This is a genomic window from Lysobacter sp. S4-A87 (genome assembly GCF_022637455.1).
Classification (GTDB): Bacteria; Pseudomonadota; Gammaproteobacteria; order Xanthomonadales; family Xanthomonadaceae; genus Lysobacter_J.
In genome coordinates, this window is the sequence record NZ_CP093341.1 from 2,069,081 (window position 1) to 2,082,613 (window position 13,533).

Consider the following 13,533-nt stretch of genomic DNA (forward strand, 5'->3'; position numbering starts at 1 on the left):
GCAGTGGCGGGATCTGGCAGATCCCGCCCTGCGCGCGCGTTGGCGGTGGGCTACTCGCTTCCAGCGGACAGGTACGCCGCCTGCGGCGAGGAAAGGCTGCCCTTGACCTGTCGACTGGTGTCGTCGGCAAGGACTTCCTCGCTGCCATCGTGCAGCGCGCGCACGATCTGTTCGGCGACATCCTTCGGTGCGATCTTCGGTGCATCGAAACCGGCGGTCATGTCGGTGTCCATCAGGCCCAGGTGGACGCCGACCACCTGCGTGCCCTGCCCGCGCAGTTCGTTGCGCAGGCCGTTGGTGAGTGACCAGGCCGCCGCCTTGGAGACGCAGTAGGTCGCCGTGCCCGGCAGGCTGATCCAGCTCAGCACCGACAGCACGTTGACGAGGGCGCCACCCCCGTTGCGCGCCAGTGTCGGTGCGAACGCCTGGGTCATCCGCCACGGGCCCCAGAAGTTGGTGTCCATTTCCTCCCGTGCGGTCTGTTCGCCGGTGTCGGAGAGCAATACGCCACCACGGGCGATGCCGGCGTTGTTGATCACCACGTTGACGTCGGGGCAGGCCTTGGCGGCCGCGGCGATGCTGGCGGCCGAAGTGACGTCCAGGGCGATCGGGGTGACGCCTTCGACGTCGATGGAGTCGGGGTTGCGTGCGGCTGCGTAGATCTTCGCCGCGCCGGCCTGCTTGAGCGCGTCGAGCAGGGCCCGACCGAGCCCGCGGTTGCTGCCGGTGACCAGTACAACGGCCTTGCTGATGTCCATCGTGCACCTCTGTGGGGAGTGTTGCGGGTGGGGATGCGGGTGGTGTGTCAGGGCATGCGTTCGATGGCGATCGCGGTGGCTTCGCCGCCACCAATGCACAACGCCGCCACGCCACGGGTGAGGCCGCAGCGCTGCAATGCATGCAGCAGGGTGACGATCAGGCGCGCGCCGGTGGCGCCGATGGGATGGCCGATGGCGCACGCACCACCGTTGACGTTGAGGCGGTCGCGGTCGATGCCCAGGTCCTGGGCGGCGGCCATGGCCACCACGGCGAACGCTTCGTTGATCTCGAACAGGTCGACGTCGGCGACACTCCAGCCGACTTTGTCCAGCAGCTTGCCGATAGCCGGGATCGGTGCAGTCGTGTACCAGGCCGGCGCCTGGCTGTGGGTGGCATGGGCGCGGATCTCGGCGAGGATCGGCAGGCCCTCGCGTTCGGCCAGGGAACGGCGCGTCAGCACCAGGGCCGCGGCGCCGTCGGCGTTGGCCGATGCGCTGGCGGCGGTGATCGTGCCATCGCTGGCGAAGGCGGGCTTGAGCGTCGGGATCTTCTCCGGCGAGACCTTCAGCGGGTGTTCGTCGGTGTGGACGATGCGCTCACCACCCTTGATGGGCACGGGCACTGCGACTATTTCGTCAGCGAACGCGCCGCTTTCGATCGCGCTGCGGGCGCGGGTCAGGGTTTCGACCGCGTAGGCGTCCTGGTCGGCGCGGCTGAAGCCGTATTTCGCCGCAGCCGCCTCGCCGAACTCGCCCATCGCGCGCCCCGGTTCGTAGGCGTCCTCGAGGCCGTCGAGCATCATGTGGTCGAAGATGCGGTCGTGTCCGACGCGGTAGCCGCTGCGCGCTTTCGACAGCAGGTACGGTGCGTTCGACATCGACTCCATGCCGCCGGCCACGATCAGGTCGGCCGAGCCTGCGAGCAGCAGGTCGTGGGCGATCATCGTGGCCTTCATGCCCGAGCCGCAGACCTTGTTGACGGTGGTCGCGCCGACGGCGTCGGGCAGCCCTGCAGCGCGCGATGCCTGCCGCGCCGGCGCCTGGCCCTGGCCGGCGGGCAGCACGCAGCCCATGAGCACTTCATCGATGCGTTCCGGTGCCAGGCCGGCGCGCGCGAGCGCGGCCGAGATCACGTGGGCGCCAAGCTGCGGGGCGGTCAGCGGCGACAGGTCGCCGAGGAAACGTCCCTGCGGCGTGCGGACGGCGGAGACGATGACGATGGGGTCGTGTGGAGAGGACATGCGCAACTCGTTGGGGGGATAGGCAGGAAGCCGGCTCCGGCTAGGTCGCAGGGGCCCGGTCGATCACCAGCAGGGTGGAGGTGGCCGTGGCATAGAGGCGGCCGTCGGCGCCGGTCAGCCGCGCTTCGGCGAACGCGGCGCGGCGACCGATCGAGACGACCTTGCCTTCAGCGCGCAGCAGGCCGGAATCGCGCGTCACTGCCTTGTGATACGCGACCTTGAGTTCAAGCGTCGTGTAAGCCTGCTGCGCGTTCAGCCGTGAATGCACCGCGCAGCCGCAGGCCGAGTCGAGCAGGGTCGCGGCGTAACCGCCGTGGACCATCCCGATGGGGTTGTAGGCATGGTCGCCCGGGGTGCCGGCGAACACCGCACGACCGGGCTCGACTTCGATGAAGTCGAAGTCCAGCGAATGCAGGATGCCGGGCTTGCGCCCCGAGGCGATCAGCGCCTGCAGTTGCGACAGGCCATCCAGGCCTGCGCCGATTTCATCGACCATGCTCATGCATCGATCACCAGGTTGAGGCGGCGGCCCAGCTGCCGGCGTGCCGCCGACAGGAGCGCGTCGGAGCGGGCGCGGTTGCTTTCGCAGCGTGCCATCGCCAGCGTGCCGATCAGTTCGGCCAGCACCGAACTGGCAAGCGCGTGGGCGTCGTCGTGACCCAGGCGCGCCAGCAAACCGGCCAGGCTCTCAGTCAGCTGGCGCGAGCCGCGGGAGTAGGCCTCGCGGGCGGCGGCATCCAGGCGCGGAAGTTCGGACGCCAGCGCGGCCATCGGACAGCCATTGCCCGGTGCATCGCGATGTTCCGCAGACAGATACACCCGAAGACAACTGGCCAGGCCGTCCGCGTCGCCCCGACCTTCCAGGGATTGGCGCCACTGCGCCCCGGAGTCCTCGAACATCTGTGTGATGGCGGCGGCGACCAGCTCGTCCTTGGACTGGAAGTGGGCGTAGAAGCCGCCGTGGGTCAGGCCTGCCTCGCGCATCACCCCGGCAACGCCGACCCGCGCCGGGCCCTCGCTGCGGATGGCGCGGGCGGCGACCCGCAGCACGCGCTGGCGGGTCTGGATCTTGTGGTCGGGGTCGTAGCGCATGCGACTTTATATGATGCCTATCATATAAAGTTCAAGGGTGCCTGCCCCAGGGCGCCCGGTCCGGCGGGCGAACTCCGGAGGCGCCCCCTTACACCTTCGCGTAGCGCACGAAGGCGTGGATCGCCGGCAGCGTCTGGTAGTGCAGCTCCGCCAGCAGCGCGCGCTCGCTGCCCGAGAGCGGCTCCAGCGGTTCGGTGTGGAGATCGCTGTAGCTGCGTCGCCATCCGAGCACCAGGGCGGCATCCATCGGCACGTCCGTGAAGTCGCCGTACGGTCGCCGCGGGGCGATGTAGGGCAGCGGCGAGAACACCTGGCGCGTGCGCCACGAGGCAGCCTTGAGTAACTTCAGGTGCTCGCCGGTGAAGCGGAAGCAGTCGCCCGCCATTCCCGACCTGGGTACATCGAGGAACTCGGCGATGTCGCGCGGCAGGTGATAGTCGCCGGGCACGAGGGTGGCCTTCTCGACGAACTCCGGCAGCGCGAACACGGCTTCGAGGAACAGGCGCAGGCGTTGGCCTTCTTCCTGCAGCGTGGTCATGCGCCGCAGCGACGCGAAGCCGTCTTCATCCAGGTGCAGCGGCGTGATCGGATTGACGCAGGGCGCACCGCTGTCTGTCGGCATCCAGTCGAATCGGATTTCCCGGATCAGCTCGACATGGGCGTCGATCAATGGCACTGGCGTGAAGCCGATGAAACCGCACAGCGCCTCGTAGAAACGTTCACGCTCACCCATCATTCTTTGCAACAACACCGCCACTGGATCAGCAGTTGATCGCGGACGCCAGCGCGGCCCCATAAGAATTGTCTGAATGTGCGGGGATATCGGCCACTCAAGCGCTATCCTTGCCGCTACCGCGTTGCTGTTGCGCAGACCGCATGGCCGCACTCCGATCCATCGGCAGACTGGGTGGGATCAGTTGCCCCACTGCTCCAGGAATGACACGCCTGGCGCTGTCCGGCGCGGTGCTGCTTGCGTCGGCCAGCGGCACGACGCGCGCGCAGGCGGTGATCGACCTTCACCATGTCTCGCTGGCCGATGCCGATTTCGGCCCAGCTGCGGAGCTTGGCGGGCGCGAGGATGGCCTGCTGCTGCGCACGCCGAAATTCGATGTCGCCGGTGGCGGGTTCGACGTCGCCGCCGACTACACCTACACCCATTACGAGTACAGCGGGCTGGCGACGCGCGACCGCGACCTGCACCGGCTGGAACTGCCACTGACCTGGACCGGCAACTCACGCACGCATGGGCGGATCGGCGTCGTGCCGACCGTGGCGGCGTCGTCGAACGTGTTCAAGGACCTGTTCTCCCGCGGCGGCGGCGACGACTTCTCGTTGTATGGCCACGCCAGCATCGAACGACTTCCGAGCCAAGGCTGGGGCTGGCGTGCCGGGGTTGCCTACGATGATGCGTTCGGAGACGAGCGCGCCTACCCGCTGCTGGCACTGTTGCACGACAGCGACGCAGTCACGCTGGCGCTTGGGTGGCCGCACACCCGCGTCGACTGGCATGTGCACCCGCAAGTGGACCTTGGCCTGGACATCGCACCGGCCGGTGGCCGCTGGCATGTGGTCAGCGACGAACGCGACGGCGCCGAATTCTTCTACATCACCAAGGCCTGGCGCGCGCAACTGCTGGCGCAGTGGGCGATCACCCCGCACTGGCACCTGGACGCCACCGTCGGCTACGAGTTCGATCGCAGCCACGAATTCGAGGACGACAACGGCGCGCGCATCGACGAAGACGTCGATTCGACGATCCTGTATGGCGTGAACGTCGCGTACCGGTTCTGACGCCCCTAGGCGACACCCTCGAGCGTCTGCTTCATCGCCTCCAGGCCCTGTTCGATCATGCCGCCGATCTGCGCTTCCAGCGTGTCGGGCAGCAGGTCGGCGATCCACACCAGGCGGGTTCCGCCGTCGCCGGACTCGAAGGCCTGCACCGACGCGTTGTGGTGGGCAAACGGCTCCCCCTGCACCGACCAGACCACCCGCTGCTCGGCGTCGTCGACATCGATGATGCGCTCGCGCACGCTCATGCCATTGGCGAAGGTGATCGTGCGCACGTCGCCTTCAAGCTGGCAATCGGTGACGAATCCGCGCACCAGACGCTCATGAATGCGGCCCACGTCGCGCAGCGCGTCCCAGGCCTGCGCGGGCGGCACCGAGACCTGGATCTCCCTGCGGATCGAGGCCATGGCACTTCCTCCTGTCGAATGCGTGTGAAGACGGCCAGCTTCGTGCGCCCTGTGCCGGCAAGATAGTCTGTCGACGCGCAACCCGATGTGAGGCGCCGTCATCACCAATCAGAGCGTCGCGCGTTCGATGGCCGTATCCTGTCGACTTGGCCAATCGGCGGAGGCCGCCATGAGCACCCATACCGAATACGACCCCGACGACAACTTCGCCCGTTCATTCACCGCCGACGCCGACATCGACGAGGAAGCGGCGCTCGAGGCGGTGGCGTGGCAACTCCTGCTGCTGATCAATCCCGGCGACGAAGACGCCGCGATGCAGCAGTTCCAGGCCTGCCGCGACTCGCTCGACGAGGGCGAGGATCCGGTCGAGCTGATCCGTGACGTGATCGACTGGAAGTCAGGCTTCCACGTCGAGGACAGCGACCCGGCTGGGTTGATCGAAGTGCTCGACGAACTGGCGTCTCGCTTCAACCTGCGCATCGAGTGGGGCGTGGAGGATCCGACCGACGAGGACTTCCTGTCCGACGCCGAAGTCCCGTCGCTGATCGGCGTCGCCTACGACCGCCTGCGCGAACATCACTACACACTGTGGACCTGGGAGACCGGGCACGACACGCACGCCGGTTTCATGACCCTGCAGCGTGACGACGAGGCATTGCGCGCGGTGGCCGGTGCGCTGGGTTTCCACGTCCGGCCCGGCGCGGGTTGACGGCTGCTGTCACGCAGGCATTCGCGCAGGTCATGTGACTTGCACGTGCGCCGGCTCGTCTTCGTTGCCGGCGAACTTGGCTTTGCGCGGCACGGTGGGGGCCGGTTGAGCCTGATCAGATTCCTTGTGCGGCCATCGCGGCCAGCTTCGCGACGGTGTTCAGGTTGCGTGCGGTGCCGGACTTCGCGGCCGGAATGACCAGCTTCGAGCTGGCCATGCCGTCGCCGTAGTGCACGTAGATCTCGCACCTGCCCATGGCGATGGCCTCGTCGGTGCGGTGTCGCACGGCCGCCATCGTGTCGGCAGGCGGCGCTGCATCGAGGAAGATCGCGACGGCGCGGTTGGGCGCGGCATCGGCAAAGGGATTGTCCGCCAGCACCTGTGCCATTTCCGCTGCAGTGCGGATCGCGACACCGACCGGCTTGCCGGCGTAGCGCTCAAGCACCGCCTCAAGCGATGACTTCGCCTTGGCGGCGGTGCCGGTCGTGTCGAACACGACGTTGCCGCTGGCGATGTAGGTGCGCACGTTCGTGAAGCCGAGGGCTTCGCACATGGCGCGCAACTCCGCCATCGGCAGTTTCCCGGTACCGCCGACGTTGACGGCGCGCAGGAGGGCGATGAAGGTGGCCATCGGCGGAAGGATAGCGTCCCTTCCCGTCCATCATCCCCGATTTCGCGGAGATGACTCGCCTACTCCGCCTCGCCCATCGCCAGCGCGACCTCGCTCTGCGTCGCATCGCGCCGCGCCCACGCATAGATCAGCAAGCCGAACAGCGCCGTGACCGCACCGACCACGCCGGTCGACGTCCAGCCGTAGCCAGCGGTGATCGCCATGCCGCCCAGCCACGGGCCCAGCGCGTTGGCCATGTTGAAGGCCGAGTGGTTGGAGGCCGCGGCGAGTGTCTGCGCTTCGGCGGCAACGTCCATCAGGTGCGCCTGCAGGATCGTCGCCAGCGCGCCCATCGTGCCGACCGCGACCACCACCGGCAGCACCGTCCACACCGAGCGTGCGGCCAGCGGGAACAGCAGCAGCACCACGATCGACCACACCAGCACCACCGGCGCCGCGCGGAACTGCAGGCGATCGAACAGCCAACCGCCGGCAACCGTGCCGATGATGCCGCCAATGCCAAAGGCGACCAGGCCAAACGGGATGAAGGTTTCGGCCACGCCGGTGACGTTGACCAGGGTCGGCGCGAGGTAGCTGAAGACGCAGAACATGCCGGCAAAGCCAATCGCGCCGATGCCCAGCGCCAGCCACACCGGCTTGCGGTTGAAGTCGCGCAGCTCGCGCAGCGCATCCGGGCGCGGTGCGTTCATGCCGCGCGGCAGCACGCGCATGGTCATCGCCACCGTCATCAGCGCAATCACCGATACCAGCGCGAACGCCCAGCGCCAGCCGAACGCCTGGCCGAGCCAGGTGGCCAGCGGATTGCCGACCAGCAGGGCGATCGACAGACCCAGCATCACCCGGCCGACCGCCGCGCCGCGTTGCTCCGGTCGGCTGATGCGTGCGGCGACCAGCGCGGCAATGCCGAAGTAGGCACCGTGCGGCAGGCCGGCGACGAAGCGGGCCAGCATCAGCGTGTGGTAATCCGGCGCCATCGCACTGGCGAGGTTGCCGACGGCATAGAAGCCCATCAGCGCCAGCAGCAGGCTGCGGCGGGACATCTTCGAACCCAGGATGGCCAGCACCGGTGCGCCGACCACCACGCCCAGGGCGTAGGCGCTGATCACGTGGCCGACCTGCGGCTCGCTCACGCCCATGCTGCGGGCGATCTCGTTGATCAGCCCCATGATCACGAACTCGCTGGTACCGATGGCGAAACCGCCCATCGCCAGGGCGAACAGGATCAGCGCGACCTGGCGCGGGGACAAAACGGGCGTCGACGCCGCGGGGGCCGCAGCGGGGGGGAGATTGGCAGGCATGTGGCCATTATGGTGCATTGCAGCATGTGACGGGCGGGTGCTGGCGGCCCACAGCGTTGCGGCAGCGCCCCCATGACACCGGATCTGGCGTACGACTCCACCGGTTCGGACGACCAGGACGCTCCGCCAGCTCAGCCTGACCGCCTCCCCACCCTTGGAGGCAGGCGATGAATCGCGGTTGGCAACGTTTCGGATCCACGGCGCTGCGCTGGACGATGGCACTGGCCTTTGTGGCGCTGTGCCTGGCTGTCTCGGCCTATGCCTTCACCTACGTGTATCTCCCGCACGGACCCGGCGACCAGATGGCCGCCAAGTTCGCCCTCTCCGGCCTCGACGTACCGGCGCACTTCTTCGGCGCCGGGTTGGCGCTGCTGCTGGCTCCGCTACAGATGAGCAACCGCATCCGCCAGGTGGTGCCGCGCCTGCACAGGCTCAGTGGCGGGCTCTACACGGGCGGAGTGCTGTTCGGCGGCCTCGGTGGGCTGTCGCTGTCGACCCACGCCACCGGCGGTGCGGCGTCCGGCGTCGGGTTCGCCCTGCTCGCGGTCGCGTGGTTGACCACGACGGGCATCGGGATCGGCTACGCGATCGGCGGCGACCTCATCCGCCATCGGCGCTGGATGGCGCGCAGCATTGCCCTCACCGCCTCAGCGATCACCCTGCGGCTGACACTCGGCGTCGGCCTTGGCGCGCTGCATCTGCCATTCCTGGCCGTCTACATCTTCGCCGCGTGGAGTTGCTGGACGATCAACCTGGCGCTGTGCGAGTTGTGGCTGCACTGGCCGGCCATCCGCGCGCGGCTGATGGCCACCGGTTCGCTGTCACGAGCCGGCGTCGGCCACGGATGATGCCTGCGCCTGTGCCTGCCGGTACGCGCTCGGCGTGACCGACAGCTGCCGCTTGAACGCGGCATTGAAGGTCGACTTGGAGGTGAAGCCGCAGGCGTAGGCGATGTCGAGGATGGTGCGCGTGTCGGCTGCATCGGCCAGGCAGGCCCGGGCGGCCTCCACGCGCTGGCGGTTGATGTAATCCCAGAAGTTGCCGGCGAAGCGGCGGTTGATGACCGCCGAGACCAGGTACTCGGGATAGCCACTGCGTCGCGCCAGCTGGCCGATGGTCAGGGCCGGTTCGCTGTAGAGGTGCTCGCCTTCCATCAGCTGCGTCAGCCGCGCTTCGACGGCGGCAAAGCGCGGGTCGTCCGCGGCGGGAATGGTCTCTGCAGGCGCATCGTTTCCGGGTTCGGCCACCTGCACCACCACTGCTACCTGGCTCAGGCTGAGGTAGCCGATCACGAACACCCAGGCCACCACCGCGCCATAGATCAGCGGGTAATCGATCCACGGGATCCGGAACTGCCATTGCGCCACGGCGATGCACCAGATCACGATCTGCGACAGCGCCATCGCGTCGATCCAGTGCAGCGACATGCGGTCGGCATCGGAGCGGCGCTGCAGGAGCTCCCCTCTGTAGCGGCGCACGCGCACGAGACCGGCGAAGACGTAGGACAGGCTGTAGGCGTAGAGGGCCACGTCCAGCCACGGCGAGCCCCACGACCCGCCCGCGGCGATGCGGTCCAGGAATGCCTGCGTCTGCGCGGGATCCATCAGGAACAGCTTCGCGTGGAGCCCCAGCGCGGCGATGAAGCCAAGCAGGTGCACGCCGTCGCGCACGCCAGGCGCGCGGCCCTGGGTCAACGCGCGGACATAGAGATAGAACGCGCTGCCATACAGGAACGGAAACAAGCCGACGAACCGGTACAGCTTGAACAGGTCCGCCGATGGTTCACGGAAGTAGATCGCCTTCACCGCCAGGTCGAAGCCGATCACCGCGATCCACACCGCCAGCACGCGGTTGGCCTGCGCGTTGACCGGTCGCCGCCACAAGGCAAGCGCCAGCAGCGCCGCCTGCGCGGCACCGATGAGGAAGACGATGCTCCAGAACTTCATCGATCGCGCGTCATGGTCGGGCCGAAACCACGCTCGTCACGGCATCCACCACGACCTGCGGCTGGTCCAGCTGGATCTCATGAGAGGCACCGGGAACGTCGACGCGGCGACCGCGGGTGGAGGCGGCGACCAGGCGTGCGTGGGTCTGGTTGCGCGCGGCCACGAGGACGCCGCGCACGTCATCCGACACGCCCGTGAAGTCGTTGTCGGCCGACAACACGACGACCGGCATCGCGCCGAAGCTGGCATCGGGCGGAACGGGCGCGGCAAAGATGGCGGTGTTCTCGTCCAGCTCCGAGTGCAGCGTTGTCCAGTAGCCGGGTTTGAGCTTGTAGGCACGAATGGCTGCGGCAACCGCGGGGCTCTGCCACGCGGGCGGCTCGCGCAGGCAGGCCTTCAACGGGCCGTCTGCCGCGCCGAGCGTGCCGCCGGCCGCGGCCTGCGCACAGGCATCGAGGAATGTGTTGCGCTGCTTGCGCATGACCTCGTCATCCTGGCGCCATTGCGCCGGCATCTTTCCTTCGGCGCCCTGCTCCGGCGGATCGACCAGGACCAGGCCGGTCACGGCGGACGGATACTGCTGCGCATAGCGGCGGACGATGTTGCTTCCGAGCGAATGGCCGACGAGCACCAGTGGCGCCTTCAGCTTCGCCTTCTCCAGCAGCGCATGCAGGTCATCGACGTCGGCTTGCAGGCTGCGCGGCATCGGGCCAGGGTCGCTGAAGCCATAGCCCGCGCGGTCGTACGAACAAACACGCACCTTGTCCGACAGCAGCGACTGCACGCGGAACCACGTGCTCGAGTCCGCATTGCCGCCGGCTTCCAGCACCACGGTGCGCGGCCCCTTGCCGCTGCAGCGCAGGTTGATCGCGCGGCCGGGGGCGATGCTGACGCGCTCGCCCGCCTGGGCGTAGCTGTCTGGCGTGCGTTGCGGCACGGCCGCGGCGGCGGGCGTCGCGAGCACGAGCAGGAGCACCGGCGTCATCGTCCAGTACGTCACCTTCATGATCGTCTCCATGGGGGAAGGCAGGCTGGAAGCCTGACAGGCCACGGCTGGCGCCCGCAACCGTGCCCGCCACCTTCGCGGATCACCAGCCAGGACCGGTAGAGTCCCGGTCATGGACGCCCTCTCGCCCGCCACGGCCGCTCTGCTGGCCGACGCCATCCTGTTCGCGCACGTCGGCATCGTCGCCTTCGTCGTGCTCGGCGCGGTGGCGATCCTCATCGGCGGCCTGTGCGGGTGGCGCTGGGTCCGCGACTTCCGCTGGCGGTTGGCGCACGTGCTGCTGATGGTGTTCATCGCCGCACAGGCGTGGCTGGGCGCGCTGTGCCCGCTGACGATCTGGGAGCAGGCGCTGCGCGAGCACGCGGGACAGGCGGTCTATCGCGAGTCGTTCATCGCCCACTGGCTGTCGCGGGCGATCTTCTTCGAGGCGCCGTGGTGGGCGTTCGTGGCGGCGTACTCGTTGTTCGCCGCGATCGTCGTGCTGGAGTGGGTCTTCGTGCGCCCACGGCGACCCGGCAACTAGCGCGGCGCCGGCGCCCCGCGCTCGAATCGCGTTGCGGCACTATTGGCCGGTGCGATCCGCGAATCGCTTTGATCCGGCCCCACATCTCCGACGTGGTCGCGATCTCGCCACCTTCGGTACTGCGCAGCGTGTAGTGGACGACACCATGGCCGGCCGTGCGGCCGCCGATCTGCGTATCTGTGGCCGGCTCCATCTTCGCATCAGCAAACTGCCGCGCCCTGGCGGGCACCACCACCTCGATCACGGCCTTGCCCGTGTGCAGAGGCAGCGCGCCGAACGGCTTGTAGAGCACCTTGAGGCTCGGATTCAACCCTTCGTGCGGCTCCGGATGCTGCGCCAGGACGAGCACAGGCGCGCTCGCCTGCTCGAGCACCCGCCGCTTGAGTTCCCCCAGGCGCACGCTCCTGACCCCCCACCCCGGGTCCTTACGTTGACCCGGAATGTCGGCCCCGCTCCCGCCCGTGGCCGCCCCCCCGGAGCCACCATGACCGTCACCAACTCCCAGTCCGGCACCAACGTCCACGAGATCGCCGAGCACATCTACCGGATCAACACGCCGGTGGCGCTGCCGGGCAACACGCCGTTCTCGTTCAACCAGTACCTGGTCGTCGACGACGAGCCGTTGCTGTTCCACACCGGGTTGCGGGGACTGTTCCCGATGGTGTCCGAAGCGGTCGCCAGCGTGATGCCGCTGGCACGCCTGCGGCATGTGGCGTTCTCGCATGTCGAGGCGGACGAGTGCGGCTCGATGAACCAGTGGCTGGCAGCAGCGCCGCAAGCAGCGCCGCTATGCGGGACCATCGCGGCGATGGTATCGATGAACGACCTCGCCGACCGGCCGCCGCGCGCCCTCGCCGACGGTGAAGTGATATCGCTTGGCCGCCATCGCGTGCGCTGGTTCGACGCGCCGCACCTGCCGCATGGCTGGGAGTGCGGCTACCTGATGGAAGAGCACACTTCCACGTTGTTCTGCGGGGATCTGTTCACCCAGCCAGGCACCGGGCATCTGTCGCTCACCGAGACTGATGTGCTCGGACCGAGCGAGGCCTTCCGCCATCAGATGGACTACTACGCGCACTCGACCAATAGCGGCGCGATCCTGGAGAAACTGGCGCAGGCCAGCCCGCACACGCTGGCGTGCATGCATGGGAGCGCGTGGCGTGGGGATGGGGCGGCGCTGTTGCGGGCCCTGGCCGGGGAGTTGGCGCGCTGATCTGGCGGGGCGAGTCGCTTGCTGGCGCGGCGGGGCGTGGGATCTACCAGGCGAGAATGCCTCGCCGAATCCAGTGAACGCTTCGGGACTGGCGTCGTCCATCCGAACGACCTCAATCCAGTTGGAGCATCGCCTCAGCGAACCGCGAACTCCCCTTGCCCCAGGATGTCGTCCTTGAGGCGCACTTCAATCTGGTAGCGACCCGGCTTCCAACCGCCGGGCTGCGTGCCGGAAAGGACGAAACGCTTGCGGCCGCCTTCTTCCAGCGGCGACGTCTGCTCGTGGCGGATGACCGGATGGCCGGCATCGTCCAGGTAGATCCATCGCACGCTCAGTGACTCGCCCACTGCGTCCGGGGACGTCAGCAGGTACTCGACGACCGCGCTCACCTTGTCGCTTGGCGCGAACATCGGAGTGAACATGGCCGCACCGGTATCGCCGCCTTCGACGCCTTCGCCGCCTTCGGCGCCGAGAAGCGTATAGGTCGCCAGCACGCGTACGCCCTGGCTGCAGTGCGGCCACTCCGCCGGAGCGGCAAAATCGACCGGTACGCGCACCCTCGAGCGCACGGGGATGCCGTACTCGAATGCCGGCCTGAACTTCCATTCCAGGCTCGCGGCGTAGGCGGCGCTGTCCAGGGAAGGATGTCCGCTGGATTTCTCGACGACCGTTTCGAGCACCGATCCCGTGGGCGAGATCGTCAGCACGAGCTTGGTCAGTCCCGTCAGCTGGCGGCACAACGCCTCGTCCGGGAACTTGGGCGGCCGGTTGGTCAGCTTGGAAGGCGGAACGTACGAAGGCAGCCGCAAGGAGTTCGTTGAATCAGAAACGGGCGGAGGTGGCGGAAGCAGCGGAGGTGGCGGCGGCAAGGGCGGCAGCGGTACGGCCGGGTCCGCGGCAAGGCAGCTTCCGGCCAGCGGA

General features: G+C 68.1%; 16 protein-coding genes. 5 read left to right on the forward strand and 11 right to left on the reverse strand.

Annotated elements, in window-relative coordinates:
• Nucleotides 1–50 precede the first annotated feature (50 nt).
• The 5 genes from MNR01_RS09335 to MNR01_RS09355 all read right to left on the reverse strand — a co-directional run bounded on the left by MNR01_RS09335 (nt 51) and on the right by MNR01_RS09355 (nt 3,824).
• Nucleotides 51–758 (reverse strand): SDR family oxidoreductase, encoded by a 708-nt coding sequence (locus MNR01_RS09335; RefSeq protein ID WP_241917553.1) that lies wholly within the window; start codon nt 756–758, stop codon nt 51–53.
• A 47-nt stretch (nt 759–805) separates the two neighbouring features.
• A complete protein-coding gene (locus MNR01_RS09340) occupies nt 806–1,999 on the reverse strand; it encodes an acetyl-CoA C-acyltransferase (RefSeq protein ID WP_241917554.1) in 1,194 nt (397 codons plus the stop codon).
• A gap of 40 nt (nt 2,000–2,039) precedes the next feature.
• Nucleotides 2,040–2,501 (reverse strand): PaaI family thioesterase, encoded by a 462-nt coding sequence (locus tag MNR01_RS09345; protein ID WP_241917555.1) that lies wholly within the window; start codon nt 2,499–2,501, stop codon nt 2,040–2,042.
• Nucleotides 2,498–3,091 carry a TetR/AcrR family transcriptional regulator gene (locus MNR01_RS09350; protein WP_241917556.1) on the reverse strand — a complete coding sequence of 198 codons (594 nt, stop codon included), beginning with the start codon at nt 3,089–3,091 and terminating at the stop codon, nt 2,498–2,500. Before MNR01_RS09350 ends, MNR01_RS09345 begins: the two co-directional genes overlap by 4 nt.
• 88 nt (nt 3,092–3,179) lie before the next feature.
• The gene (locus MNR01_RS09355) at nt 3,180–3,824 is read right to left on the reverse strand and encodes a hypothetical protein (protein ID WP_241917557.1); all 645 of its coding nucleotides are present in this window, start codon (nt 3,822–3,824) and stop codon (nt 3,180–3,182) included.
• A 203-nt stretch (nt 3,825–4,027) separates the two neighbouring features.
• Here MNR01_RS09355 and MNR01_RS09360 point away from each other — a divergent pair, with 203 nt between their 5' ends.
• Nucleotides 4,028–4,882, forward strand: a complete 855-nt coding sequence (locus tag MNR01_RS09360; protein ID WP_241917558.1) for a hypothetical protein — start codon at nt 4,028–4,030, stop codon at nt 4,880–4,882.
• A 5-nt stretch (nt 4,883–4,887) separates the two neighbouring features.
• Here MNR01_RS09360 and MNR01_RS09365 read toward each other — a convergent pair whose 3' ends face one another.
• Nucleotides 4,888–5,286 (reverse strand): SRPBCC family protein, encoded by a 399-nt coding sequence (locus tag MNR01_RS09365; RefSeq protein ID WP_241917559.1) that lies wholly within the window; start codon nt 5,284–5,286, stop codon nt 4,888–4,890.
• Nucleotides 5,287–5,455: 169 nt separating this feature from the next.
• Between MNR01_RS09365 and MNR01_RS09370 the strand changes: the two genes are divergently transcribed.
• Nucleotides 5,456–5,995 carry a hypothetical protein gene (locus MNR01_RS09370; protein ID WP_241917560.1) on the forward strand — a complete coding sequence of 180 codons (540 nt, stop codon included), beginning with the start codon at nt 5,456–5,458 and terminating at the stop codon, nt 5,993–5,995.
• 115 nt (nt 5,996–6,110) lie between these two features.
• On the opposite strand, the gene MNR01_RS09375 is transcribed toward MNR01_RS09370, so the two are convergent.
• Complete coding sequence (locus MNR01_RS09375) at nt 6,111–6,626, reverse strand: DUF1697 domain-containing protein (RefSeq protein ID WP_241917561.1); 516 nt, start codon at nt 6,624–6,626, stop codon at nt 6,111–6,113.
• Nucleotides 6,627–6,685: 59 nt separating this feature from the next.
• Complete coding sequence (locus tag MNR01_RS09380; RefSeq protein ID WP_241917562.1) at nt 6,686–7,924, reverse strand: MFS transporter; 1,239 nt, start codon at nt 7,922–7,924, stop codon at nt 6,686–6,688.
• A 167-nt stretch (nt 7,925–8,091) separates the two neighbouring features.
• On the opposite strand from MNR01_RS09380, the gene MNR01_RS09385 reads away from it, so the two are divergent.
• Complete coding sequence (locus MNR01_RS09385; protein WP_241917563.1) at nt 8,092–8,772, forward strand: DUF2306 domain-containing protein; 681 nt, start codon at nt 8,092–8,094, stop codon at nt 8,770–8,772.
• Here MNR01_RS09385 and MNR01_RS09390 read toward each other — a convergent pair.
• Together MNR01_RS09390 and MNR01_RS09395 are read right to left on the reverse strand one after the other, a co-directional pair.
• Complete coding sequence (locus MNR01_RS09390) at nt 8,746–9,870, reverse strand: AraC family transcriptional regulator (protein WP_241917564.1); 1,125 nt, start codon at nt 9,868–9,870, stop codon at nt 8,746–8,748. The two genes, MNR01_RS09385 and MNR01_RS09390, sit on opposite strands and share 27 nt — an antisense overlap.
• A 10-nt stretch (nt 9,871–9,880) precedes the next feature.
• Nucleotides 9,881–10,876 carry an alpha/beta hydrolase gene (locus MNR01_RS09395; RefSeq protein ID WP_241917565.1) on the reverse strand — a complete coding sequence of 332 codons (996 nt, stop codon included), beginning with the start codon at nt 10,874–10,876 and terminating at the stop codon, nt 9,881–9,883.
• 112 nt (nt 10,877–10,988) lie between these two features.
• Here MNR01_RS09395 and MNR01_RS09400 point away from each other — a divergent pair, with 112 nt between their 5' ends.
• Both MNR01_RS09400 and MNR01_RS09405 read left to right on the forward strand, forming a co-directional pair.
• Complete coding sequence (locus tag MNR01_RS09400; protein ID WP_241917566.1) at nt 10,989–11,399, forward strand: DUF2784 domain-containing protein; 411 nt, start codon at nt 10,989–10,991, stop codon at nt 11,397–11,399.
• Between the two features lie 484 nt (nt 11,400–11,883).
• On the forward strand, nt 11,884–12,612 hold the full coding sequence (locus MNR01_RS09405; protein WP_241917567.1) for a hypothetical protein: 729 nt from the start codon (nt 11,884–11,886) through the stop codon (nt 12,610–12,612).
• 134 nt (nt 12,613–12,746) lie between these two features.
• Here MNR01_RS09405 and MNR01_RS09410 read toward each other — a convergent pair whose 3' ends face one another.
• Nucleotides 12,747–13,421 carry an energy transducer TonB gene (locus MNR01_RS09410; protein ID WP_241917568.1) on the reverse strand — a complete coding sequence of 225 codons (675 nt, stop codon included), beginning with the start codon at nt 13,419–13,421 and terminating at the stop codon, nt 12,747–12,749.
• Between the last annotated feature and the right edge of the window lie 112 nt (nt 13,422–13,533).

Coding starts and splice junctions, on each gene's coding strand:
- MNR01_RS09335 (WP_241917553.1), bottom strand. CDS start 758: ATGGACATCAGCAAGGCCGTTGTACTGGTCACCGGCAGCAACCGCGGG.
- MNR01_RS09340 (WP_241917554.1), bottom strand. CDS start 1,999: ATGTCCTCTCCACACGACCCCATCGTCATCGTCTCCGCCGTCCGCACG.
- MNR01_RS09345 (WP_241917555.1), bottom strand. CDS start 2,501: ATGAGCATGGTCGATGAAATCGGCGCAGGCCTGGATGGCCTGTCGCAA.
- MNR01_RS09350 (WP_241917556.1), bottom strand. CDS start 3,091: ATGCGCTACGACCCCGACCACAAGATCCAGACCCGCCAGCGCGTGCTG.
- MNR01_RS09355 (WP_241917557.1), bottom strand. CDS start 3,824: ATGGGTGAGCGTGAACGTTTCTACGAGGCGCTGTGCGGTTTCATCGGC.
- MNR01_RS09360 (WP_241917558.1), top strand. CDS start 4,028: ATGACACGCCTGGCGCTGTCCGGCGCGGTGCTGCTTGCGTCGGCCAGC.
- MNR01_RS09365 (WP_241917559.1), bottom strand. CDS start 5,286: ATGGCCTCGATCCGCAGGGAGATCCAGGTCTCGGTGCCGCCCGCGCAG.
- MNR01_RS09370 (WP_241917560.1), top strand. CDS start 5,456: ATGAGCACCCATACCGAATACGACCCCGACGACAACTTCGCCCGTTCA.
- MNR01_RS09375 (WP_241917561.1), bottom strand. CDS start 6,626: ATGGCCACCTTCATCGCCCTCCTGCGCGCCGTCAACGTCGGCGGTACC.
- MNR01_RS09380 (WP_241917562.1), bottom strand. CDS start 7,924: ATGCCTGCCAATCTCCCCCCCGCTGCGGCCCCCGCGGCGTCGACGCCC.
- MNR01_RS09385 (WP_241917563.1), top strand. CDS start 8,092: ATGAATCGCGGTTGGCAACGTTTCGGATCCACGGCGCTGCGCTGGACG.
- MNR01_RS09390 (WP_241917564.1), bottom strand. CDS start 9,870: ATGAAGTTCTGGAGCATCGTCTTCCTCATCGGTGCCGCGCAGGCGGCG.
- MNR01_RS09395 (WP_241917565.1), bottom strand. CDS start 10,876: ATGAAGGTGACGTACTGGACGATGACGCCGGTGCTCCTGCTCGTGCTC.
- MNR01_RS09400 (WP_241917566.1), top strand. CDS start 10,989: ATGGACGCCCTCTCGCCCGCCACGGCCGCTCTGCTGGCCGACGCCATC.
- MNR01_RS09405 (WP_241917567.1), top strand. CDS start 11,884: ATGACCGTCACCAACTCCCAGTCCGGCACCAACGTCCACGAGATCGCC.